The organism is Guyparkeria sp. SCN-R1 (genome assembly GCF_003932495.1).
GTDB lineage: Bacteria > Pseudomonadota > Gammaproteobacteria > Halothiobacillales > Halothiobacillaceae > Guyparkeria.
Genome location: NZ_QZMT01000022.1, coordinates 1 through 23818 on the forward strand (window position 1 = coordinate 1; position 23818 = coordinate 23818).

Sequence of the window (23818 nt, forward strand, 5' to 3'; positions counted from 1 at the left end):
GGCCACGGTGGCCTCCTCACCCCGCCAGATTTACACCACTTCCCGGGACGCTACCCAAGCGTTTCCGCTTTACCCCGAGCTCGTCACAAAAACGGGCCAGATAGAACTGCGCAAGCTCAAGCACGTCGGCGCCACGATCTGCCAGCGGCGGCATCTCCAGGGGCAACACGTCTAGACGGAACAGCAGATCTTCACGGAAGTAGCCATCGAGCACGGCGCGGTTGAGATCGACGTGTGTGGCGGCGATGATGCGAGCGTCGACCGTCACCGTGGTGTCGCCGCCCACACGCTGTATGTCGCCCTGCTGGAGGAATCGCAGCAGGTTCACCTGGACTTCCATCGGCAGATCGCCAATCTCGTCGAGGAACAAGGTGCCTCCGTGCGCCTGCTCCACCCAGCCGATTCGGCGCTTGGCGGCCCCCGTGAAAGCACCCTTCTCATGGCCGAACAACTCCGACTGGATCAGGTTTGGACTGAGTGTTCCGCAATTGACCGCGACGAACGGCTTGTCGGATCGGTCGGATTGAAGATGTATTGAGCGGGCGGCAAGTTCCTTGCCGGTACCGGTGGGTCCGGTAATCAGCACCGGTAGGTGATTACCGGCATAACGGTAGACCTGGCGACGCACGGCTTGCATGGCTTCGCTTTGGCCGACCAGTTCGTTGGCGCCCTCCCCAACCACACCGCAGGCGACCTCGCTTGCAGCATGCAGGTCGGCCACTCGGGCCATCGTCCAGGCGTGTCCAATCGAGAAGGTCAGTCGGGTAGGTTCGATCGGCGCAAAGCAGAAATCGAAGAAGTAGGCGTGCAGGAAGCTGGCATGGGCGGGGTTGTCGGCCTGCGGCTTTTCGATGATCGCTACCAGTTGCAGGCAGGGAAATTCACGGCAGAAGGCAGGCAACCAGCTCATCGCCGACTGCATGGCGCCGCGAAGGTCGATCAACACAACGCGAACGCTATCGCGTTTGATCTGGCTGCGTAACTTATCCGGGTCCTCGACACCGACGATTTCCCAGAAGAATGACTCGGCAATGCGCCGGACCTCTTGGATCGCTTCCTGGCCACGCACGCTGAGCATCGGCAGGCGCCGAAACATGCAAGCCTGGTTACTCATTGCAGCGATTTCCTCGGGACATCCATACGCCGAGCCCCCTTTGGTTCCCGGCCGCCCGACGGGCGGGGCGTCAACATCCGTGATCCAATTATCTGACTATATGCCTTTTTCCATAATTTGGACACTTTTTGCGCAATTCAAGTTAAGACGCGCCGTCGGGTGAGGTATCCGCGAATGGCACGACAGGGATTGTCGCGTTTTCCCCGTAGCATTCGATCCCATACACTTTCCCGACCAGCCACCAACCGGACGACATGACGTCTTGACGCAATTCACGGACACCACCCACGCCCCGATCACGCCCGGCTTTATCGTGCTGCAGGGAAATCGCCTTGAAGGCCTACGCGATCTGTTGGTCGAGTGGCTGGGCCGTGCGCCGCTCGCCCCATTGGAAGACGAGCGCATCCTGGTGCAGAGCAACGGGATGGCGCAGTGGTTGCGGCTCGCGCTGGGCCGCTCCCGCCGGGATGACGGGCATGGTGGATTGGGCATCGCCACCGCCATGGACCTGCTGCTTCCCGCCCGACTACAGTGGCAATGCTACCGAGCGGTGCTGGGCTGCAACGCCGTTCCGCCCGAGGCGCCGCTCGACAAACCCCGCCTGACCTGGCGTCTGCTGCGGCTGCTGCGCGATCCATCGATCACCGCCGATCCGGTCTTCGAGCCGCTATCGCACTACATCGATGGCGACGAGCACCGCGCCTACCAACTCGCCGCCCGGCTTGCCGACCAGTTCGACCAATACCAGGTCTACCGCGCCGACTGGCTCGAGCGCTGGGCCAGCAACGAGGCCACCCTGCCCGGCCCCCTGGGTGAGGCACCTGCGGTGCCCGGGAGCTCTCGCTGGCAACCGGCTCTCTGGCGAGCGATTCTTGATGACTTGGGCGCTCATCCGCCACAAGCCGACGAGGAAAGTATTCCGACCGGGTATGCCGGCCGGGCGCTGGTGCACCGCGCGTTTCTCGAGCAGGCCGCCCGCCTGACCGAACGACCCGCGGATCTGCCGCGACGCATCGTGGTCTTCGGCGTCTCCGCCCTGCCCCCGCAGGTGCTCGAGGTACTGGGCGCGATATCGCGTTGGACACAAGTGATCTTCTGCCTGCAAAACCCCTGCAAGCACTACTGGGGCGACATCGTCGAGGACCGGCACCTGTTCAGGGCTGCCTACCGCCGGATTAGCGAGCGCAAGGTCGACGCGACCCTCGATGATCATGCACTGCATCAGCATGCCCATCCCCTGCTGGCCTCCTGGGGCAAGCAGGGGCGCGATCTCGTTCGGCTGGTCGACGAGTTCGACCAGGCACCCGAGCGGGCCCGGGGCAGTGAGGCGCTCAATATCGACCTGTTCGACGAACCGGAACCCACGCACCTGCTCGGACAGATCCAGGCCGACCTGCTCGACCTGTGCCCGATGAAGGAAATCGAGGCCGAGCATCGCCAGATTGCCCCCGCCGACGCCTCGCTGCGGTTCACCATCGCGCATAGCCCGCTGCGCGAAGTGGAAATCCTGCAGGATCAACTGCTGGCGGCGTTCGACGCCGATCCGACCCTCCGCCCGCGTGACGTGATCGTGATGGTGCCGGACATGACCGACTACGCCGCGGCGATCAGCGCGGTGTTCGGGCGCATCGATCGGCACGACCCGCGTTACCTGCCGTTCGCCATCTCCGATCGTCCCGAGCGCGAGACGCACCCGATGCTCCGGGCGCTGGATACGCTTGTGCATCTGCCCGAGGCACGCCTGACGGCCAGCGAGGTAATGGACCTGCTGGAGGTGGACGCGTTACGGGCGCGCTTCGGTATCGCCGCCGACGATGTCGCGTTGTTGCGTCACTGGATCGAAACTGCGGGCATTCGCTGGGGGCTCGACGCCGATCACCGCCCCGATTTCGGCCTGCCGGCGGGCATCGAACAGAACAGCTGGCGGTTCGGCCTCGAGCGGCTGTTATACGCCTACCTCGCCGGTGCGGAGGACGACTGGGAAGGCATCGTGCCGGTGGGCGGAATGGACGGCATGAGCGCGGCGGTGATCGGACCGCTTTACACGCTGGTCGAGGCGCTCGGGCGCTGGCGCCATATTTTGGCAACGAGCCATACGCCGGAGAACTGGGCAGGCGCCTTCGGGGAACTAGTCGATACCTTCTTTGATCCCGATGCCATCCCACCGGACGAGGACGAGACCAACCCGTTGGCCACACGCGAGTCGGCGGCCAAGTTGCGCGACCGCGTGCTGGATGCCACCACCGGCTGGCTCGAGGATTGCCGCTCGGCGGCATTCAACCAGCCAATCGGCATCGAGACGGCGCGCAGTGCCTGGCTCGATCGCCTGGACGAGCATCGCCTGAACCAGCGATTCCTCGTTGGTGCCGTGAATTTCGCCACGCTCATGCCCATGCGTGCCATCCCGTTCCGCCAGGTCTACCTGCTCGGGATGAGCGACGAGGGCTATCCGCGGCGCCAGCCGGCAGCCGACTTCGACCTTATGAGGGGGCGCTACCGCCCCGGCGACCGTTCACGGCGCGAGGATGACCGCTATCTGTTCCTCGAGGCCCTGCTCTCGGCCCGCGACCGCCTGTGGATCAGCTGGGTGGGCCGCGATATCCGCGACAACCACGAGCGACCGGCTTCGGTGCTGGTCAACCAGTTGCGTGATCACATTGATCGCGGCTGGTCCGTCGAGGGTCAGGACGAAGACCAAGATGCAGGCAAGGCATCCTCGACGCTGACGATTGAGCACCCGCTACAGCCGTTCAGTCGCGACTACTTCGCTCCGGAACGCCCCGAACTGTTCAGTTACGCCAGCGAATGGCACGAGGTTCACGACGCACGCGAGTCAGCCCCGCCTCCATCCCCCCTCGGGGACCCGGACGAGTCGCATACGCCCTCGCTGGCCGACCTTGCCCAGCTGCTGAAAAAACCCTGGCGCGTCTATCTCGGTCGCCACCTTGATGTGCCACCGCGCCGACAGATCAGCCTGCCGGAAGACGACGAGCCGTTCGCGCTCGATGCCCTGGGTGAATCGCAGCTCAGCGCCCACCTGCTCGATCGCGTGGTCACCCGGCTTTCCCGCGAGCCGGTGGAAACGCTAACCCCCGAGATCCTCGAGCAACGGCTACCCGAGTGGGTTGACGGTGCCCTCCAGCACATCGCCGGGTCCGGCCAATTACCCCTGCCGCCGTTCGATGAGTCGCTGCGCCGCGAACATGGCGAGGCCGTCGGTCGGCAGCTCAAGACGTGGGCAGCCTTTCAGACCCGCTACCCCGAGACACCAGAGGGGTTCCACCCGGCCGACCGACTCTCGACGGATAATGACGAATTGCTGACCGGCGAGATCAACGATATCCGTGTCGGTGACGACGGTGCGGTCCGTCTCAAGCTCGTTTCGGGCGCCTTGCACAAGGGCAAGGATCTGAAATGGCATCGCCTCGTCGGCGAATGGCCCTACCACCTCGCTGCCCAGCTCTCCGGCCGGCCGGTAACCACCTTCCTGATCAGCGAATCCGATGCGCACAAGGAGACGCTCAGCGAACGGCCGGTCGCGATGCAGTCATTGGCGCCGGAAGAGGCCCGTGACCACCTGATGGCATTGATCGCCAGCTGGCACCATGCCTGCCGAGCACCATTGCCGGCCGAGCCACGCACCCAGATGGCCTGGCTGACGGCCAAGGACGACTTCAAACGCCGGGGTTCGGCCCGGGCGGCCTTCGAGGGCAGCGCCCAGTACGATGCCGACCTGACGCGATTGTGGCCCGAGTTCAACACCCTCGCGGCCCAGCCGGATTTCGATGTGATCGCGCAAACCATCTACCTGCCGTTGGCCAAGGCCACCCGCGGGGAACACCAGAAAGGCCTGTTGACCGAGGGAGAGGCATGAACCAACTCGACCCGATCACCTTTCCCCTGCAAGGCAGCCGCCTGATCGAGGCCAGCGCCGGCACCGGGAAGACCTTCACCATTTCCCTGCTCTACCTGAGACTGGTTCTGGGCCATCGCGCCCCTGACCGGCGGGATGCCCGGCCACTCACCCCGCCGGAGATCCTGGTCAGCACGTTTACCGAGGCGGCGGTCGCCGAACTGCGCGATCGGATTCGCAGCCGCCTGCAGCAAGCCGCATGGTTGTTTGCCGGCACCCAGACACCGGCGGAGGTCGATCCACCACTGCGCAATCTCTACGAGGAGTTCAGCGAAACCGAACGCCCTCAGGGGGCCTTTCTGCTGCAACGTGCCGCGGAGTGGATGGACGAAGCGGCCATCTTCACCATCCACGGCTTCTGCCAGCGCATGCTGCGCGAGCACGCCTTCCACAGCGGTGCCCTGTTCGAGCAGGAGCTAGTCACCGATCTCGATCCGGTGATTGGTGACGCCATCCGGGATTTCTGGCGCACCCATGGCTATCCGCTGGCACAAACCGATGAGCGGCTTGCCCAGCAATTCGCGCGGCTCGTGGAAACGCCGGGCAAGCTCAAGCAGCAGGTCAGGGATTTGATCAAGCGCGACGGCAGCCCGCTCGCGATCGGTGATGTGACGGCCGCCTCCTCTGCCGACCTGCCGACCCCGGCCGAGTTGCTCGACCGCCTGACAGGCGATCAGAAACGCAGCGAGGCGGCCGAGGGCCGCGCCCGGAGTGCCTGGCTTGCCGATACCGGGGCACTCCACACGCTCTGGCATGGCGTGCGCGAGGGGTTGAATAAGACCAGCCACCCCGAGAAAGAGACGGCCGAGGAATTACAGGCATGGCTGGGCCACATCGATGCCTGGGCGGCCGGGGAGGGAACACTTAGCGACACCGACCGCAGGAAGCTCGCCGTACCGAAGACGAAAAAGGACCACGAGCCGCCAGTGCATCCCGCACTGGATGCGATCGGCGACTGGAAGGAGGCGCTGGAAGGACTCGATCGCCACACCAAGGAAATCAAACCGATGATCCAGGGGTTCGCCGCCCTGTGGATCCGCGAACGCATCGCACACCTGCTGGCAGCGAGCCGGGCCATGGGTTTCGACGACATGCTGATCCAGATGCGCGAGGCGGTCGATCCCACGCGCAATCCGAATGCCCGGGGCATGATCGAGGCGGTTCGCGCGCAGTACCCGGTGGCCCTGATCGACGAGTTCCAGGACACCGACCCTCTGCAGTACGCGATCTTCTCGGCCATCTACCCGCTGGGCGAGGAGCCGCCGGAGTCGGACGAACACGCCATCGTGCTGATCGGCGACCCCAAGCAGGCGATCTACAGTTTTCGCGGTGCCGACATCCACAGCTACCTCACCGCCCGTCGAGCGACGCAGGGGCGACATGCCAGCCTGCCCTGCAACTTCCGTTCGACCGAGGCGCTGGTCGGGGCCGTCAATCACCTGTTTTCCATCGCCGACCAACATTCCGATGGGGCCTTTCGCTTTCCGGCCCAAGGCGCGGGTGAGGGCGAGGAAAGTCGCTCGCCACTCCCCTTCGAGCCGGTCCAGGCCAAGGGGCGCAACAACCGCCTGGTCGACGAACGTCGCAACGGCGAGGTACCGGCACTGACCCTGTGGACCTCGCCACTGGAGGACCCATGGACCAGCGGTGTCTTTCGCGAGCAACTGGCGGTTCGCGCGGCCGGCGAGATCGCCGCGATGCTCAACGCCGGCCAGGCCGGCACCTGCGGCTTTGAAAGCGATGACGGACAACGGCAGGCTATCGAGCCACGCGACATTGCCGTGCTGGTACGCAAGCAGGAGGAAGGCAAGTTGATGCGCCGGGTGCTGGCCGATTTCGGTGTGCCGGCGGTGTTCCTGTCCGAACGCTCATCGGTGTTCGATTCGGCCGAGGCCGCTGACGTGCTGGTCTGGCTGGAGGCACTGGCCGAGCCGTCCCGCAGCGATCGCATCCGCCAGGCGATCGCGACGGCCAGCGTGGCCTTGTCGCTGGACGAACTGGAAGCGATCCTGCGTGACGAAACGCGCTTTGACGCCATCTGCCAGCGATTCCACGAATGGCACCACATCTGGCAATCACAGGGGGTGCTCGCGGCGGTCATGGGTCTCCTGCACCATTTCGCCATCCCGGCCCGTCTGCTGGAGGCCGACGAGCGCCAGAACCGCCGCGGCGAACGCCGTCTGACCAACCTGCTGCACCTGGCCGAATGGCTGCAACAGACGGATCAGGACGTCGACGGCGAGACCGCCCTGATCCATCGACTGCACCTGGCCGTGACCGAGGGCGCGGCCGAGCAGGAGATCCGCCTGGAACAGGACAGCGCCATGGTGCGGATCGTGACCATCCATGGCTCCAAGGGTCTTCAGTATCCGGTCGTGTTCCTGCCGTTCATCGCCCTGCTGGGTACCGAGAAGCCCAAGTCCGGTGAGCCCACTCGTCGCCATCGTGACGATGGAACGGTCTGGGAAATGGCGCCCGACAAGGAGGCAACCGATGTCGCGGCGCAGGAATCCATTGCCGAATCCATCCGCCTGTTCTACGTCGCGATGACCCGGGCCGAGCACGCTTGTGTGCTCGGGGCCGGCCCGGTCAAGTTCGGCAACACCAAGACGTTCAATCCCGGAATGAGTGCCTTCGGCCAGTTTCTCGGCTTCCAGCCGGGCGAGACCTGCGAACGCCCCGCCTATCTCGAACGGCTCGCCCGATGGGCCGAGCATCCCGCGATCGAGATCGAGCCCGTGCCCGAACCCCGCGACTCGGTGACTCACCGTTTTACCCCGCCACCGGAACCGGAACTCCTTGGGCCGCGCCAACCGCATTTCGGCGCCTTTGAGCCGTGGTGGATCTCGAGCTTTTCCGCACTCACGGCCTCGGTCGGGCACACAACGCCGCTGCCCGCACCGGAGGCCGCGCGCGACGAAGTCCGCCTCGAGACGCAAAATGCGCCTGAAAACCCGACCGCTGACAATCTGCCGACACCGCGGTCCACTCCAACGCCGGAGGGCATCCACGCCCTGCCACGCGGCGCTATGATCGGCACCCTGTTGCATGACCTGATCGAGGCGATCGCCAACGAGGGGTTTGCCCAGTACGCCAACCACCCCGAAAAGGTCCGCCGATTACTGGCCCAAACCACCCACCCCGGACTGCGCGCGCTCGACGACGGGCAGGTCGAGGTGGTCGCCACGCTGCTCGACACCCTGCTTACGACCCGCTGGCAGACTCCCGGTAACGGCGAGCTACTCGCACTCGCCGAGCAGTCGCACTACCAGGCGGAAATGGAATTCTGGTTCGCGGTGGAGGGAGCCGATCTGGACCAGCTCGATCGCCTGGTGCGGGAACACGTCGCCCCGGACCGGGATCGACCCACGCTCTCCGGTCAGGCCATCAACGGCATGCTCAAGGGTTTTATCGATCTGACCGTCGAGCATGAGGGTCGCTATTACCTGATCGACTGGAAATCCAACTGGCTGGGGCCTGACCAGGCGGCCTATACCCCCGAGGCACTGGAAGGCGCCATCCTTGCTTCACGGTACGACTTGCAGTTCGTGCTCTATCTGGTTGCCCTGCATCGGCATTTGTCCGACCGCTTGCCTGACTACGACTACGACCAACATGTCGGTGGTGCCGCCTACGTCTTTCTCCGGGGCATCCGGTCGGCCTCCGGTGCACCAGACAACGCCGGTATCTACACCTGTCGTCCGCCCCGGGAACTGATAGAGGCGCTCGATACGATCTTTACCGGCAACGAGGAGGCCGTGGCATGAGCCAACACCCTGCCCTGGCCGATCACGCCTCACTGCGCGCCCTGCTCGGTCGCTGGGTCGCCGCCGGGTGGTTGCGCCCCATCGACCGGGCAGTGGCCGATTTCCTTGCCCGTCGCGCGCCCGATGCCGCACCGCTCGCCCAGCTGGCCGCGGTGTTGGCCAGCCACCAGAGTGGCAGCGGCCATGTCTGCCTGGATCTGGCCGCGGTGCGGGATAATCCGGATTTCACGCTCCGCATGCCACCGGCAGAACCCACAGGGAAAGCCCAACGGGAGGCCGCCACTCCGGCAGCCGTGCTTGCCGGCATCGACCTGGCGGACTGGCAGCGGGCGTTGGCCAAGCACCGGGCGGTACACACCCTGCAATGGCAGCAGAATGAGGAGGATCACGAGGGACGGCCCTTGGTACTGGTCGAGGCGGATCGCCCGCAGCTCTACCTGCGTCGATACTGGCAGGTCGAAGGCCGCGTGGCCGAGGGGCTCGCCAAGCGTGATGCGGCCGACCAGCCGTCCCCACAGAGCGTGCGCCCGGTGTTGGATGCCCTCTATCCCGCGAGTGACGATACCCAGACGACCGACTGGCAGAAGATCGCCTGCGCGCTGGCGGCATACCAGCCGTTTTCGATCATCACCGGCGGGCCGGGTACCGGCAAGACCACCACGGTGGTCCGGCTGTTGGCGGCGTTGACGTCGCTGCACTTGGGCCGCGAAAACGGCTCGTCCCTGCCGCGAATCGCCCTGTGTGCGCCGACCGGCAAGGCCGCCGCGCGGTTGGCCGAGTCCATCGGCGAGAAGGTGCGCGAGATCGCGGCCATTCGCGCCGACAACTTTGACGTGGAGCACTGGCCGGCCGTGGCCGCACACCTGCCCGAGGAGGTGCAGACCATCCACCGCCTGATCGGCACGCGCCCGCTGGCGGAAAAACCTCGGCATCACCGCGACAACCCGCTCGATCTGGACATCGTGGTGGTCGACGAGGCCTCGATGGTCGGCATGGAATTGATGGGACAACTGGTCGAGGCCCTGCCCGAGCGTTGTCGACTGGTGATGCTAGGTGACAAGGACCAGCTCGCCTCGGTCGAGGCCGGTGCCGTGCTAGGTGAGCTCTGTCGACACGCCGATAGCGGGGATTACCCCGAGGCACTACGCGACTACCTGCAGGCGGCCAGCGGCCAGCCGGTTCCGACCCATGCCTCCGACACGGGGGCATCGGCGGATCGGGCGGATCCCGTCCAGGCACACATTGCCACACTGCGCGTCTCCCATCGCTTCGGCCAGGACAGCGCCATCGGTGCCCTGGCGCGTGCCGTGAATCGCGGTGACGTCGCGGGGGCGATGCAGATCCTCGAAGGTGCCGATGGCGAGCGGGCCTCAAGCGACGTCGACTGGTTGCTCGACCAGCCTGACGCGGATCACTCCGACCCATTCGCTGCCCGGGTCATCGGGGGGTTGCGTCCGTGGCTGTCGATGATCGCCGTGCAGCCGGACGGGTTCGACCCGGATTCGCCCGAGGACGAGGCCACGGTGACCGAGCTGTTCCGTCGCCACAACGATTTCCAGCTCCTGTGCGCCCTGCGCCGCGGCCCCGCCGGGGTCGAGGGCCTCAATGCCCGGGTGCAGGGATGGCTTTCACGAGAGGGACTGTTGCCCGCTACCGAGCGCATCGGGCGATCCACCGCCTGGTATCCAGGACGTCCGGTGATCGTGACCCGCAACGATGCCCAACTGGGTCTCGCCAATGGCGACATGGGACTCACCCTGCCGACCCGTCTCGAAAACGGCGACGTCGGGCTGCGCGTGGTCTTTCCGGCCGAGCCCGACGCCGGCCGCTCCGGACGGCACTTCCACTGGGTCAGCCCCACGCGACTGTCCGAGGTCGAAACGGCATTCGCGCTGACCGTTCACAAGTCGCAGGGGTCGGAGTTCACCCGGGTGGCCATGGTCATGCCCGAACGCAGCAACCCGATCCTCACCCGCGAATTGCTCTACACGGCCATTACGCGTGCGAAGCAACGGTTTACCTTGGTCTCGCCGATTCGAGCGCGCAACGAACCGGACTCACAGGCCCGGGCCGTACTCAAGAGCGCGATCACAAGCGTCACGCGCCGATCCGGCAATCTGCGCGAGCGGTTGGTCCAGCGCCTGTGCGCCCTCCCGCATTGAGGACATGGAGTGGCGCCAAAGCGGATGAGCCATTAGGCTAGCCCCACACTTACGCCCGGTTTAACGCCATGCGCCTGACACAGGATGATCGCGGCCGCCAATTCGTGATCCGCGACTTTTCCGATTCCCACGTGACGGTCAACGACCAGGAGCTTCGGCAGACCTTTCTGCTGACACCCGACTCGCTGGACCCAGATGTGTCGGTATCCGATCTGGACGCCCTGTCGGAACAGGGTGAATCCCTGCTGCTGCGCGACGACCCGGAAGTGATCATCATCGGCACCGGCAGCCGTACCCGCATGGGTCCGCCTGCTCTTTCAGCCGCCCTGATGCGCCGCGGGGTGGGCATCGAGTACATGGACACGGCGGCGGCCCTGCGCACCTATACCGTGCTCGCCTCGGAGCTTCGGCGGGTGAGCCTGCTGGTGCTCTTCTGACTTACTCCCCGACTTCTTTCCACGTTCGTCTAGACAAGATCCCCGAATGACTGAAACCCTGATCCCCGGCAAGGAAGCGCCGCTCGAAGACACCATCGCTCGCGTCCAGGACCGACTGACCGAACTCGGCTTCGAGATCGAGCCCAGCCTGTGGCGCAACCCCCTGCCCAACTGCTGGTCGGTGCACATCAAGGATCGAGGGTGCCCGGCACTGTTCACCAACGGCAAGGGGGCGACCCGCGAGGCGGCATTGGCCTCCGCGCTGGGCGAGTTCGTCGAACGACTGGCCTCGCAATACTTTTTTGCCGACTTCCACTGGCATCGCGAGCTCGCCAGCGTCGATGGCGGCACCCTGCACGATCCGGCCGAGCGATGGTTCACCCTCGAACGCCCGGGCGAACGCCCTGACGGGTTGCTCGACGACCGACTGTGGAGCTTCTACGGAGGCGACACGCTCGAGTCCACCGCCGACTGGGCGGATCTCAACAGTGGCGAGACCGACCGGATCTGTGCCCTGCCCTTCGTGCGCCAGCGCGACGGGGCCACGATCTACTTCCCGGTCAACGTCGTCGGCAATCTCTACGTCTCCAACGGACTCTCGGCCGGCAACACGCTGGCCGAAACCCACACCCAGGGTCTTTCGGAGGTATTCGAGCGCTCGGTCAAGGAACAGATCATCACCGAGGGCATCGCTCTGCCGGAGATCCCGACCGAGGTCATGGAACGCTTCCCGGCCAGCCTTGCCTCCCTCGAAGCGCTGAACGAGTCAGGTTTTGCGGCACGTGCCTTCGATGCCTCGCTGGGCGGGCGATTCCCGGTGATCTGCGTGCTGCTCTACGACCCGCAGACCGGTGGCGTGTTCGCGTCGTTCGGCGCCCACCCGCGCTTCGACGTCGCGCTCGAGCGCACGCTCACCGAGCTGGTCCAGGGCCGCGATCTCGACGACCTGCACGCCTTCCCGGCGCCGACGGCCGATCATGAACTCGCCGCCGATCCCGACAACATCGAGCTGCACTTCATCGACTCCTCCGGCATCCTGCCCTGGCAGATGCTGCGCGACGAGCCGGACTATCCGTTCACCCCGTGGGGCATGGACGCCGCGGACGTCGCCGACATGACCCGCCACGAACAGAACGTGGAATACGAAAAGGCGCTCATCGCCACGTTCCACGAGCTGGGCCACGACGTCTACATCGCTGACTTCGGGCATCTGGGGCTGCCGGCCTGCCGGATCCTGGTGCCGGATGTCTCCGAGATCTACCCGGTCGAGGAGTTGATCGAGCGCAACAACAACCTGGGCTTGAGGCTATTGCCCTACTTCCAGCGGCTCGACCAACTCACCCCCGAGGAAAGCGGGGACTTTGCTGAGGCCATCGCCGATCTCGCCCTTGACCCGCTCACCCCGATAACCGATGTGATCGGTCTGTGCGCTGGACCGGAATCGGTCTGGGCCGGCACGCGCATCGGCGAGATTGAGGTGCTTGCCCGCCTGCATGCCGACTCGATCAGCCCACGGGAGCCCGAGGAAATCGGCATGGATATCGACTGGCTCGCCAGCGTCCCGCCGCTGCCCGCACAACGACAGCAGCGCTACCGTGCCGCCCAAGTGCTGTGGCAACTGCAACAGGAGGCGGGCTTGACGGCGCAGGCGACCCGCCAGTCGCTTGCCGCCCTGTTCCCGGGTGACCTGGTCAATCAGGCCGGTCAGGTACTGGCCGGGCAATGGGGCTATCATCCGCTGACGGCGCTGGAACCGGGCTTTCGCAACGAACCCCGGCACACGGCACTGATCGAGGCCTACCGGCGCGCCTATCAGGCAAAACTGGATCGAAGCAACTGAGCAGGGAGCACGGAACGCGCATGGATGCCACTATCTGCCCGAGCATCATCGATCGCACCGGTTCGGTCGTGGTCGGCCAGCGCCCGGCCATTCGAAAGGCACTGACCTGCATCCTCGCCGGCGGTCATCTGTTGATCGAAGATCTGCCGGGTCTGGGCAAGACGACCCTCGCCCACACGCTGGCCCAGGTGCTCGGCCTGTCGTTCAAGCGACTGCAGTTCACCGCCGACATGCTGCCGGCCGACGTGGTGGGCAGCTCGATCTTCCAGCCTGGCGGCACGGGCGCTCCCTCGGGTTTTCGTTTCATGCCCGGGCCGGTCTTCACCCAGATGCTGCTGGCCGACGAGATCAACCGCGCCCCGCCCAAGGTACAGAGCGCGCTGCTCGAAGCCATGGAAGAACGCCAGGTCTCAGTCGACGGCAAGCGCTACCCGTTGCCGGCGGTTTTCTTTGTGATCGCCACTCAGAACCCGCTCGACCAGGCGGGCACCTACCCTCTGCCCGAATCACAGCTCGATCGCTTCGCCATGGTGATTCGTCTGGGCTATCCGGATGCAGACACCGAGCGCGAGATGCTGCTCTCGGGCGGGGGGCGGGCGCACCTGGCCGAGGTAGAACCGATCGTCGATGCCGAGGGACTGCAACGACTGCGGGCGGAGACGGCCCGCGTGCATGTCGCCACGCGGATTGCCGGCTACGTCCAATCGCTCCTGGTGGCCAGCCGCGAGGCGCCGGAGTTCCGCGTCGGGCTCTCGCCACGGGCGGGTCTGATGTTGCTGAATCTCGCCCGTGCCTGGGCCCTGATCGATCAGCGTGATCACGTCCTCCCCGACGATGTCCAGGCGGTATTGCCGGACCTGGTCAACCACCGCGTCGGTCTGGACGGCCACGACGGCCGTGATGCCGCCGATCTGCTGCTGGAACGCGTGCCAACGCCCTAGCCCGTTCGTTCCTTGTGTCCCAGCAAACGCTCTCATCCCTGCAGATTCGTCCGCGCCGTTTCGGACTGGGCCTGGCGGTCATTACGGTTGCCATGCTGCTCGCGGCGATCAACTACGGCAACAACCTGATCTTCCTGATCGCCTTCATGATGATCGCGCTGATGATCAACAGCGCCTGGCAGGGCTGGCGCGCCCTGTCCGCAGTGCAAGCGCGCGTCATCCCACCCGGCATGCGCCCGGCCGGTGAACCAGGCTCGCTGTCCGTCGAGTTCACCAGCCAGGCAACCTTGCCGCCGTTGCGGGTCGACGCCGGCCTTGAGGAAACCGCCGCCCATACCGCCCTTTGCCCGCCGGGAGCCACTATCGTTGCAATAACCCTCCCCGGCGAACCGCGGGGCTACCTGCCTCTCCCGGAAATGACCCTCGAGACGCCCTATCCGCTCGGGCTCTGGACCGTCCGGCGGGGGTTCTCTCCGGGAATCGGCCAGTGGGTTCATCCTGCCCCGATCGAAGGTATCGACCGGGCCCAACGGACAGAAAACGACCAATCAGGGGACCAGGCGAGCCTGGAGGGCGACCCGACGCGCCTGCGCAGCTATCACCCCGGCGATCCGATTCGCCATGTCGTCTTCCGTCACTACGCGAAGACGGGCCAACTGTTGACCCGTCACCCGGAGGCGGACAGCGAACGACCCGATCCCGAGCTGGTCGATTACGAGGCCTTCGCCGGGCCACGCGAAACACGACTTTCGGCCATGACCGCGCGCCTGATGGACCTCAATCGTGATCAACGGCCGTGGGTACTGCGCTTGCCCGGGGAAGACGATCTCACCGCATCGGCGAGCGCGAATCTCGCCCAGCGCTACCAGACGGCACTGCAGCGATTGACGCGGTTTGGTCGTGAGCGCGACGACCAGGGGTTCGACCACGTGGTCCCTGGGGAGATCGACTGATGGCGGTGGCGCGGCTCGATCCGCTGCTCTGGCTGGTGCTGGTCGGCTCGATCGGTCTGTTGTTGCCACATCTGCCGTGGGCGGTGCTGCCGATCGTCGTCGCGGCATTCGCCTGGCGGCGCATGCATGAAGTCAGCGGCCTGGCCTTGCCGCCGCGCTGGCTGTTGCTGCTCCTTGCCGCGGCGAGCACCGCGGTGGTCGTCCTGCATTTCCATGCGCTGTGGGGCCGCGATGCCGGGGTGGCCCTGCTGGTCGTCGCCGCCGGCCTCAAGTTGTTGGAAACCCGCGAGGCGCGCGACCAGTACGGCGTTCTGCTGCTGGCGTTCTTCCTGCTGATCAGCGTGCTGCTGTTCGACCAGGCGATCGTGATTTTCTCCCTGGTCATGGTCCTGTTCTGGCTGCTGGTGGGCGCCTGGATGGGGATCAGTCAGCCGGCCGTCCCGACGGGACACCACCTCGGGCAACGCCTGCGAGAGGCCGGGCGACTGCTGCTGCTCGGCCTGCCATTCACCCTGATCCTCTTTGCCCTGTTTCCCCGCCCACCGGGTGCCCTTTGGGGCGTTCAACAGCCGGGTGGTCAGGCGCAGACCGGGCTGTCCGAACAGATGCGTCCCGGGCAATTCGACCAACTCGCCGAAGATCCGAGCCCCGCGTTCCGCGTGCGTTTCGACGACAAGCCGATACCGCCGGGTGAGCGTTACTGGCGCGTGTTCGTGATGAGCGGCTTTGCCGAAGACGACCCGGAGAGCTGGACTGCCGACCCGGTGGGCGGCACGCCGCGCCTGGAAACACTGGACGACTCACGGGTGAGCTACCAGATCACCCTCGAGCCCACCGACGCCCGGCAATTACCCAGCCTTGCCGCCGCCATCGACACACCCGTTAGGAGCCGGGTCGACGGCAATCTCGTGGTGCAGCGCGAACGCCCGGTCGACGATCGGCTGCGGTATCGAATGACCTCGGCACTCGAATACCGACTCGACGTCGGTACCCTGCCCCGCTTTCGGCGCCAGCAATACCTCGCCCTGGGCGGCCTCAATCCCTTGCTCGCCGATCTGGCCCAAGACTGGCGCGATCAACCACCGGCCGCACGCATAAGGCAGGCCCTGGCGTACTTCCGCGAACAGCCCTTCGAGTACACCCGCTCGCCCGGGCGACGGGAGGGTGCGGATCGGGCCGATACCTTCCTGTTCGAGACACAACGCGGTTACTGCGCGGACTACGCCGATGCGTTCGTTCGCCTAATGCGTGCCGCCGACGTGCCGGCCCGCGTGGTCACCGGTTACCAGGGCGGTGAATTCAACGGCGACTATCTCGTCATTCGCCAGTCCGATGCGCATGCCTGGGCGGAGGTGTGGACCGAGGCCGATGGCTGGCAACGCGTCGATCCCACGGCGGCGGTCGCGCCCGAACGCATCGAGGAAGGTATCGCTCGGTCGTCGGCCGATGATGCCAGCCTGCCTGACACCGTTCGCCGTCAGGAAGGTTCGTTCGGCCGGCAAATGCGGTTACTGGCCGAGCAGATGGACAACCGCTGGAACCAGTACGTACTCGGCTATGACGGGCGGCTGCAACAGGAATGGCTCGGCAAATTGGGACTGGCGATGAACCATCCCGTCTGGTCGGCGCTGTGGGCCCTGGCCGTCGCGGTGCTGACATGGTGGGGACTGCTCGTGCTTCTCGCCCGTCGGGAACGGCGACGCCTGGCGGGCAGCGAGGCCGAATATCTCTGGACCCGACTCCAGGAGGATCTGGCACGGCTTGGCGTTCACCGAGGCAACTCGGAATCCGAGCGGGCGCTGCTGTGCCGTGCCGCAAACGCCCTTCCCTTCGCCGCCGAGGATCTGCGTCGAGTCGGGCAGTTACTGGAAGCGACCCGATACGCGCGCTCCCCGAGCCGACGTCAGTCGGCACTGCTGACGACGCGCTTGGCCAACCTGCATCGGCGACTGTTCTGGCGTGGCCGTTGGTCACGGCGGCGGTCAGGAAAACCATCCGGACGGTACCAGGACTAACACCTCGCCCAGCCTTAGTGTTATACAATAACGTTTTGCCAATCGATTCCCTCGGGAGTGCCGCTCATGATCCTTGACCGTTCGCCGCTTCCCCGCCTGTTTGCATCACGACTCATCGCTACCGGTCTCACCCTGGCCGGCACATTCCTGTCCCTTAACGCCCAGGCGGCCGCCCTGAACGTGGCCGTTTCCATCCCGCCACAGGCGCATTTCGTCGAAACCATCGGCGGTGAGCATGTCGACGTACAGGTCATGGTCCCGGCCAACGCCGAGCCGGTCACCTACGAGCCGACGCCACGACAGATGACGGCCCTGTCCCGTGCCGAGTTGTACTTTTCCATTGGCGTGCCTTTCGAGAAGGGCTGGCTGCCACGATTCCGTTCCGTCAACCCAGAGATGACCGTCGTCGACACCGTCGCGACCATCCAGCGCCGGGCGATGGTCGCCCATTCGGGACACGATCATGACGAACACGATCACGATGCCCCCGATGAGACTGTCCGTGATCCGCACGTCTGGCTGTCCCCACCCCTGGTGCGCCTGCAAGCTGAGACGATTCGCGATGCGCTAATCAAGGCCGCACCCGAGCGATCTGCCGACTTCCATCGCGGATTTCGCCAACTGGCCGAACAGATCAATCGCCTGGACAATGCCATTCTCGACGCCCTGAGCGGTATTGATCCGGACGCGCGCCGCTTCCTGGTGTTCCACCCGGCCTTCGGCTATTTCGGCGCGAGCTATGGACTCGAGCAGATGCCCATCGAGATCGAGGGCAAGGAACCTGGTCCACGGGAACTGGCGCGCATCATCGAGGAGGCGCGCGACCATCGCATTCGGGTAATCTTCATCGAACCCCAGTTCGCCCAGGGTGCGGCCCGTACCATTGCACGGGAGATCGACGGCGAGGTATTGACACTCGACCCGCTGGCGCGGGACTGGCCTGCCGGCATGCGGGCGATTGCCGCGACGCTTGCCGAGTCGCTCGAACCGTCAACGCCGGCGACCGATAGCAACCACGACGACGAACACTGACCCTCCCTATGAAGGCATCCGATCCCGATTCCGCCGCGATCGTCCTGGAAAACGTGAGTTTCCGTTTCGATCACGAGCCCATCCTTGAAGCGATCGATCTGGTGATTCCACACGGGGCATTCACCGTGATCGTGGGGCCCAACGGCGGCGGCAAGACGACCCTGCTCCACCTGATCCTCGGCCTTTACCGGCCGGATGCCGGCTCGGTGCGGGTGTTCGGCGACAAGCCCGGCCGGCACCCGGAGCGAATCGGCTACGTCCCGCAGCACGGCAACCTCGCGCCGGGTTTCCCCGCCACCGTGGAACAGGTTGTCCTGATGGGTCTGCCGCACGGCCGGCGCCACGGGCCAGGATTTCACACCGATGAGCGCGACTGCGCGCGGCAGGCGCTGGAACGGACCGGCATCCTGGAACTGGCTGAACGGCCCTTCGGTTCACTCTCGGGCGGACAGCGGCAACGGGTATTGATCGCCCGTGCCCTGATCACCGAGCCCGAACTCTTGCTGCTCGACGAGCCGTTTTCCAATATCGACCCCTACGGGCGCGCCTGCATTCACGAAACCCTCGAAGACCTCGGCGGCACGCTCACCCGGGTGATGGTTAGCCATGACCTCGGCATCACCCGGCAGGCCGTCTCGCAGGTACTCGCGGTCAACCGTTGGCTGGTCAGCGGCGAAGGGCCGGCCATCACCGAGGAGATGCTGGGACTGATGTACGGCCAGCACGGCGCGGATTGCCCGATGGGACACGCCGCCCTCAACTCGCACCTGCCCTCCCAGCCGACATCCGCCAGTCACGGAAGAGACACGCAATGAGCCTGATGGAACTGCTTGGGCAAGGCTTCGTCCAGCATGCGCTGATTGCCGCGGTTCTGGTCAGCATTGCGGCCGGCATCGTCGGTGCACTGGTGGTGGTCAACCGGCTGGTATTCATGACCGGCGGTATCGCCCACACCGCCTATGGCGGCGTAGGCACCGCCATCTTCCTCGGCCTGCCGGTACTGCCGGTCACCGGGCTGTTCACCGCGGGTGCGGCGCTCTTGCTGGGCGCACTCACACGGCGGCGGCGGGAGCGCACCGACACCTTGATCGGGGTGATCTGGGCGGCGGGCATGGCCTTCGGCCTGATCCTGGTCGAACTCACGCCGGGCTATCAGGCGGGGCTGATGACCTACCTGTTCGGCTCGATCCTCACCGTCGCCACCGTCGACCTCTGGCTGATGGCCGGCATCGATGCCGTGATCCTGGGCCTGGCGCTCTACTACTACCGCGACCTACTCTCGTTCTCCTTCGACCCCGTCTATGCCCGCACGCGCGGCATTCCCGTTACCGGGCTTTACTTCATGCTGCTGCTACTGGTCGCCGAAACCGTGGTCATGATGATCCAGGTGGTCGGGCTGCTCCTGGTGATTGCCCTTCTGACCCTGCCCCCCTACCTGGCGCAACGCTATACGCACACGCTCGGCGGGATGATGGTGCTCTCGGCGGTCTTCAGTCTCTTGTTCTGCCTGGCCGGCCTGTATGCCAGTTATTGGTTCGATGTCGGCTCGGGGCCTGCAATCATCGCGACGGCCTGTGTGATTTACCTTGTCGTCGTGGGCATCGAGCGACTTGCCCACGCCGGACGACGCTGACATGAGTACGACATCCCCAGGATTCGAGACCCGGCTGCTTCTTGAGAAATACCAGGTTGTTGTCTACCTCATCGCCGTGGCTGCGGGAGTAGGCATCGGCCTGACAAACCCACCCACGGGAGACTGGCTCGACTGGCTGATCTGGCCGCTGTTGACCGCCTTGCTTTACGTCACCTTTACCCAGACCCACCTGGGAGCCATCGGCCAGGCGTTCGGCGATCGCCGCTTTCTGACCGTGATGCTGGCGGTCAACTTCCTGCTGGTGCCGTTGCTCGTCTGGGGCCTGACACGGGTGTTCGTCGATGACCCCGTGCTCGCCCTCGGCGTATCCCTGGTCCTGCTGGTGCCCTGCACCGACTGGTTCATCAGCTTCTCGCAACTGGGCCGGGCCGACGTGCCGCGCGCGATCGCCGCCACCCCGTTGCTGCTGCTCGCCCAGATCCTGCTCCTGCCCGTCTACCTGTGGGCGTTTACCGCAAGCGACATCCGGGCCGACCTACCGATCGGCAGCATGATCGGCGCGTTCGTCTTGATCATCCTCCTTCCCCTGCTGGCGGGCTGGCTCACCGACATCGGCGAACGACGCCGCCCGACCGGGCCGCGCTGGACCGAGCGGCTCGCCTGGCTGCCGGTGCCGCTGCTGGCCGTGGTGCTTCTCGTGATCATGGTCGGCCACGCCCCGCGGCTAACGGGCGAGCTCGCCATGCTCTGGCCGGTCGCGCTCGTCTTCGTGCTCTATGTTCTGATCGTGCCCTGGATCGCCGAGATGGCCGGACGGTTGGCAAACCTGCCGGTTCACGCACGGCGCACCGTCGCCTTCAGCGCCGGCAGTCGAAACTCCTTCATGGTCCTGCCGATCGCCCTCGCCCTGCCGGGATTCCTGCAACCCGCCGTGACCGTGATCATCCTGCAGTCGCTGATCGAACTGGTCGGGCTGATCGCCTACACCCGGGTCATCCCCAGGGTCATTCGCTGAGATTCGCCCGCTCGACGGTGCGCGCGGAATTACCGGGCGCCGCCACGGTCGAACCCTATCGATCCGCAAATTGAAGGGAGCCGCGCTTGAAACGATTGATCCACTCGCTGCTTGTCGTCGGCCTCGCTGCCGGTATCCACACGACCGCCATGGCCGATGGCACGGCCGTGTTTCAGACCGCCGATGCGTCCATGCCGTCGCTGACGTTCAGTTGGCAAACCCCCGAACGCAGTCGCCTGGACACACCCAACGAAACCGCCCATGTGCTGGCCATCGACGGCAAGGCTTGGGGCGTGGCGAAGGTCGCCGGGCATCCGGTAACAATGGATCTCGATCAACTCGCCACACTGCTGGGGCAGCAAAATGCCCTCTCGAGGCTCGGTCCGGACGCGGTCGTGCCCAGCCAGATCACGTCACTGGAACCGACCGGGCAACGCGAGACGATCGCCGGGGTCGACGGCGAACGCTACCGGGTAAGTTGGGTAGACAGTGAAGGACAGGCTCGCATCGATGAGGCCGTGCTGACGGAGGACCCGCTGGTCAAGGAAATGCAACTCGCCCTGTTGGGCGGCATGACCCGGGCGATTGCCCGTGGCACGGGCGTGACTGGCCATGAGGCCGCGGAACAGGAGCTCAAGCGTCGCGGCCTGGCCGTGCTGCGCTTCGGCGACGACTTCCGCCTCGAGTCCATTTCGGATGCCCGCCAGCCCGATGAGAGATTCGCCATGCCAAGCAAACCGGTCGACCTGCAACAGATCATGCGTGGGGTAATGGGTAACTGACGGAAGGTTATCGGCGCCCGAGCCTCAACAAGGCGACACATGGCCGGCATTCAGTCGGTGTCTGAATGGCCCGGCGTGGCGATCCGGGCGGCGACCGCGTGGTGGGCTCGCCGCGCAATCTCGCTGCGGGTGTCGTCCGACTTTGGATAGATCGGCTCGAGCACGTCGATGTGCGCCTCGAGCCCCTCGGAGGAAAGCACCCGCCACAACGATGGCCAGAGCTTTTCGTTGCCGATAAACGCCGGCGCCGTGGTGCGCTGCCCTTCGGAGTCGAAATAACGCAAGGCGATCGGCACCACCGGACGTTCCATCTGCACGGCGGGTCCGAGCAACCGGGCGTGGAATCGGCGCACCATGTGTCCGTCAGTGGTGGTGCCTTCGGCAAACACCACGATCTGCCGACCATGCTGAAGGCCGCTTGCCACCGCCTCGCTGGCCGCTTCGCTCCCCCGACCACGCTCGATGAACTCCGTGCCGCTGAGCTTGGCCAGCCGACCGATCACCGGCCAGCGACGAATCTCGCTCTTGGCAAGAAACACCGTTCCGTCGCAGAGCCCGCCCAGCAATGGAATATCCAGCCAGCTGACGTGATTGGGGAGCCACAAACTTCCCCCAGGTGGCAAGTCGGACAGCCTGTCCAGCCCATGGACGCGCACCTGCACCCCGAGCAACGGTGCGGCCCCTCCCAGCCAGGCCCTTGCCTGCTCGAGACGAACCGCTTCGTCCAACTGGGCAAATCGCCGGGTCCGCCACAGTCCCTTGACGAAGTAGCGCGCCAAACGCACACCGCGAGTCAGTCCACGCAGGGCGCATCGCATGCCGACGTCAGTGCCCCCGCGCGGCGGTTTCGGCCCGGGCAACGGCCGCAACGGCCGCCTGCGCGTACTGGGCCCCGGATACAAAGGTCAGGATGGCGGCGATCATCAGCAGCCAGTAGCCGATGAGGTAGACATCGATCACGCCGAACAGGGGGAAGTAGTAGAGCAGGAATAGGATGGCGAACATTTGTGCCGTCGTCTTGAGCTTGCCCAGAGACGACACCTTGACCGCCGCACTGATGCCGCGACTGGCCATCCACTCACGCAGGGCCGAGACGAAGACCTCGCGGCCGATGATCACCGCCGTGGCAATCACGATCGGCAGATCGCCGTCACTGAACACCAGTAGGACCAGCGCCACGGTCACGATCAGCTTGTCCGCCACCGGATCGAGAAAGGCACCGAAGGCCGATTGCTGGTTCCAGCGACGGGCCAGATAGCCGTCGAGAAAGTCGGTCAGCGAGGCCAGACCGAAGATCCAGGCTGACGCCGGACGCGCGAACTCGGCAGGAGTGAACAGGAACACCACCACCATCAACGGGATGGCGGCGATTCGCAGCCAGGTAAGCGTCATCGGCAGATTCATGCGATTGCCTCCCGGCGCGGTGGCCAGGTCGCGATGACCTCATTCGATTCCGGGGTGAAACGCTCCAGGGTCAGACCGTCACCCTCAAGCGAGACCAGCCAGCCCGCCTCGCCCCAATCCCCGGTCACCACCCGTGGCCGACCATCGCCAAGACGATGGACCGCGGGGCGATGGGTATGCCCGTGGATCAGTCCATCGGTACCGGTCCGCTCGAGTATCTCGTCGACCGCCGCGGCGTTCACGTCCATGATGTCCTCCGGCTTGCTCGACGAGGCCGTGCGGCTCTTGTTGCGCAGATCCTCGGCTATCGCGATACGCTCGGGCAAGGACCTTGCGAGAAAGTCACGCACGAAGACCGGATCACGCAACTGGGCGCGCATGGCCTGGTAGGCGGCATCGTCGATGCAGAGCTCGTCACCGTGGGTGAGCAACCAGCGGCGCCCGCCCTGCTCGAGCACGGTCTGATCGGGCAGTTGCGTCGCGCCAATACGCTCGAGCAGCTGGCGGCCGACCAGGAAATCCCGGTTGCCCGGCTGGAAATACACCGCGGCCGTCAGATCGGCAAAGCGCTCGAGCCGTTCGGCAATATCGGGGGCAATGGGCTGATCGTCACCGATCCAGTAATCGACCAGATCACCGAGCAGATAGACCGCCTCGGCATGCTCGGCACGTTCGAGAAAGGTGTCGAGCAGCGCCAGCGTGCGAGGCTCGGGTTTCGCCAGGTGCAGGTCAGCGATGATCAGCGTTTCGGCCATGACCGGGCACGTCTCCCAGAGTGGTCAGTCGAGTGGTGTGGTAGCGTCCCGGGAAGTGGTGTAAATCTGGCGGGGTGAGGAGGCCACCGTGGCC

17 protein-coding genes are annotated in these 23818 nt (G+C 65.4%); 13 read left to right on the plus strand and 4 right to left on the minus strand.

The window, feature by feature from the left end:
- Positions 1 to 16: 16 nt before the first annotated feature.
- Positions 17 to 1114 carry a sigma-54 dependent transcriptional regulator gene (locus tag D5687_RS10040; protein WP_125199642.1) on the minus strand — a complete coding sequence of 366 codons (1098 nt, stop codon included), beginning with the start codon at positions 1112 to 1114 and terminating at the stop codon, positions 17 to 19.
- A gap of 262 nt (positions 1115 to 1376) precedes the next feature.
- Here D5687_RS10040 and recC point away from each other — a divergent pair, with 262 nt between their 5' ends.
- From recC to D5687_RS10105, 13 genes are all read left to right on the plus strand, one after another.
- Positions 1377 to 4988, plus strand: a complete 3612-nt coding sequence (gene recC, locus D5687_RS10045; protein ID WP_158611856.1) for an exodeoxyribonuclease V subunit gamma — start codon at positions 1377 to 1379, stop codon at positions 4986 to 4988.
- A complete protein-coding gene (gene recB / locus D5687_RS10050; protein WP_125199644.1) occupies positions 4985 to 8794 on the plus strand; it encodes an exodeoxyribonuclease V subunit beta in 3810 nt (1269 codons plus the stop codon). Before recC ends, recB begins: the two co-directional genes overlap by 4 nt.
- Entirely contained in the window at positions 8791 to 10956 is a 2166-nt protein-coding gene (gene recD, locus D5687_RS10055; RefSeq protein WP_125199645.1) for an exodeoxyribonuclease V subunit alpha, read from the plus strand. The genes recB and recD overlap by 4 nt, the downstream gene beginning before the upstream one ends.
- A 68-nt stretch (positions 10957 to 11024) precedes the next feature.
- On the plus strand, positions 11025 to 11393 hold the full coding sequence (locus tag D5687_RS10060; protein ID WP_125199646.1) for an Mth938-like domain-containing protein: 369 nt from the start codon (positions 11025 to 11027) through the stop codon (positions 11391 to 11393).
- Between the two features lie 46 nt (positions 11394 to 11439).
- Entirely contained in the window at positions 11440 to 13233 is a 1794-nt protein-coding gene (locus D5687_RS10065; RefSeq protein ID WP_125199647.1) for a YcaO-like family protein, read from the plus strand.
- A gap of 20 nt (positions 13234 to 13253) precedes the next feature.
- The gene (locus D5687_RS10070) at positions 13254 to 14174 is read left to right on the plus strand and encodes a MoxR family ATPase (RefSeq protein ID WP_125199648.1); all 921 of its coding nucleotides are present in this window, start codon (positions 13254 to 13256) and stop codon (positions 14172 to 14174) included.
- A gap of 14 nt (positions 14175 to 14188) precedes the next feature.
- On the plus strand, positions 14189 to 15127 hold the full coding sequence (locus tag D5687_RS10075; protein ID WP_125199649.1) for a DUF58 domain-containing protein: 939 nt from the start codon (positions 14189 to 14191) through the stop codon (positions 15125 to 15127).
- Positions 15127 to 17142 carry a DUF3488 and transglutaminase-like domain-containing protein gene (locus D5687_RS10080; protein ID WP_125199650.1) on the plus strand — a complete coding sequence of 672 codons (2016 nt, stop codon included), beginning with the start codon at positions 15127 to 15129 and terminating at the stop codon, positions 17140 to 17142. The genes D5687_RS10075 and D5687_RS10080 overlap by 1 nt, the downstream gene beginning before the upstream one ends.
- 66 nt (positions 17143 to 17208) lie before the next feature.
- A complete protein-coding gene (locus D5687_RS10085; RefSeq protein ID WP_125199651.1) occupies positions 17209 to 18174 on the plus strand; it encodes a metal ABC transporter solute-binding protein, Zn/Mn family in 966 nt (321 codons plus the stop codon).
- An 8-nt stretch (positions 18175 to 18182) separates the two neighbouring features.
- A complete protein-coding gene (locus D5687_RS10090; RefSeq protein WP_125199652.1) occupies positions 18183 to 18989 on the plus strand; it encodes a metal ABC transporter ATP-binding protein in 807 nt (268 codons plus the stop codon).
- On the plus strand, positions 18986 to 19807 hold the full coding sequence (locus tag D5687_RS10095) for a metal ABC transporter permease (RefSeq protein ID WP_125199653.1): 822 nt from the start codon (positions 18986 to 18988) through the stop codon (positions 19805 to 19807). Before D5687_RS10090 ends, D5687_RS10095 begins: the two co-directional genes overlap by 4 nt.
- Before the next feature lies 1 nt (position 19808).
- Positions 19809 to 20783 carry an arsenic resistance protein gene (locus D5687_RS10100; RefSeq protein WP_125199654.1) on the plus strand — a complete coding sequence of 325 codons (975 nt, stop codon included), beginning with the start codon at positions 19809 to 19811 and terminating at the stop codon, positions 20781 to 20783.
- A gap of 86 nt (positions 20784 to 20869) precedes the next feature.
- A complete protein-coding gene (locus D5687_RS10105) occupies positions 20870 to 21565 on the plus strand; it encodes a hypothetical protein (protein WP_125199655.1) in 696 nt (231 codons plus the stop codon).
- A 50-nt stretch (positions 21566 to 21615) separates the two neighbouring features.
- Here D5687_RS10105 and D5687_RS10110 read toward each other — a convergent pair whose 3' ends face one another.
- From D5687_RS10110 to D5687_RS10120, 3 genes are read right to left on the minus strand one after another with little or no spacing between them, the layout of a single operon-like run.
- Entirely contained in the window at positions 21616 to 22383 is a 768-nt protein-coding gene (locus tag D5687_RS10110) for a 1-acyl-sn-glycerol-3-phosphate acyltransferase (protein ID WP_125199656.1), read from the minus strand.
- A 7-nt stretch (positions 22384 to 22390) separates the two neighbouring features.
- Positions 22391 to 22969, minus strand: coding sequence for a CDP-diacylglycerol--glycerol-3-phosphate 3-phosphatidyltransferase (gene pgsA / locus D5687_RS10115; protein WP_125199657.1), 579 nt, complete (start codon positions 22967 to 22969; stop codon positions 22391 to 22393).
- Positions 22966 to 23724 carry a UDP-2,3-diacylglucosamine diphosphatase gene (locus D5687_RS10120; RefSeq protein WP_125199658.1) on the minus strand — a complete coding sequence of 253 codons (759 nt, stop codon included), beginning with the start codon at positions 23722 to 23724 and terminating at the stop codon, positions 22966 to 22968. The genes pgsA and D5687_RS10120 overlap by 4 nt, the downstream gene beginning before the upstream one ends.
- Between the last annotated feature and the right edge of the window lie 94 nt (positions 23725 to 23818).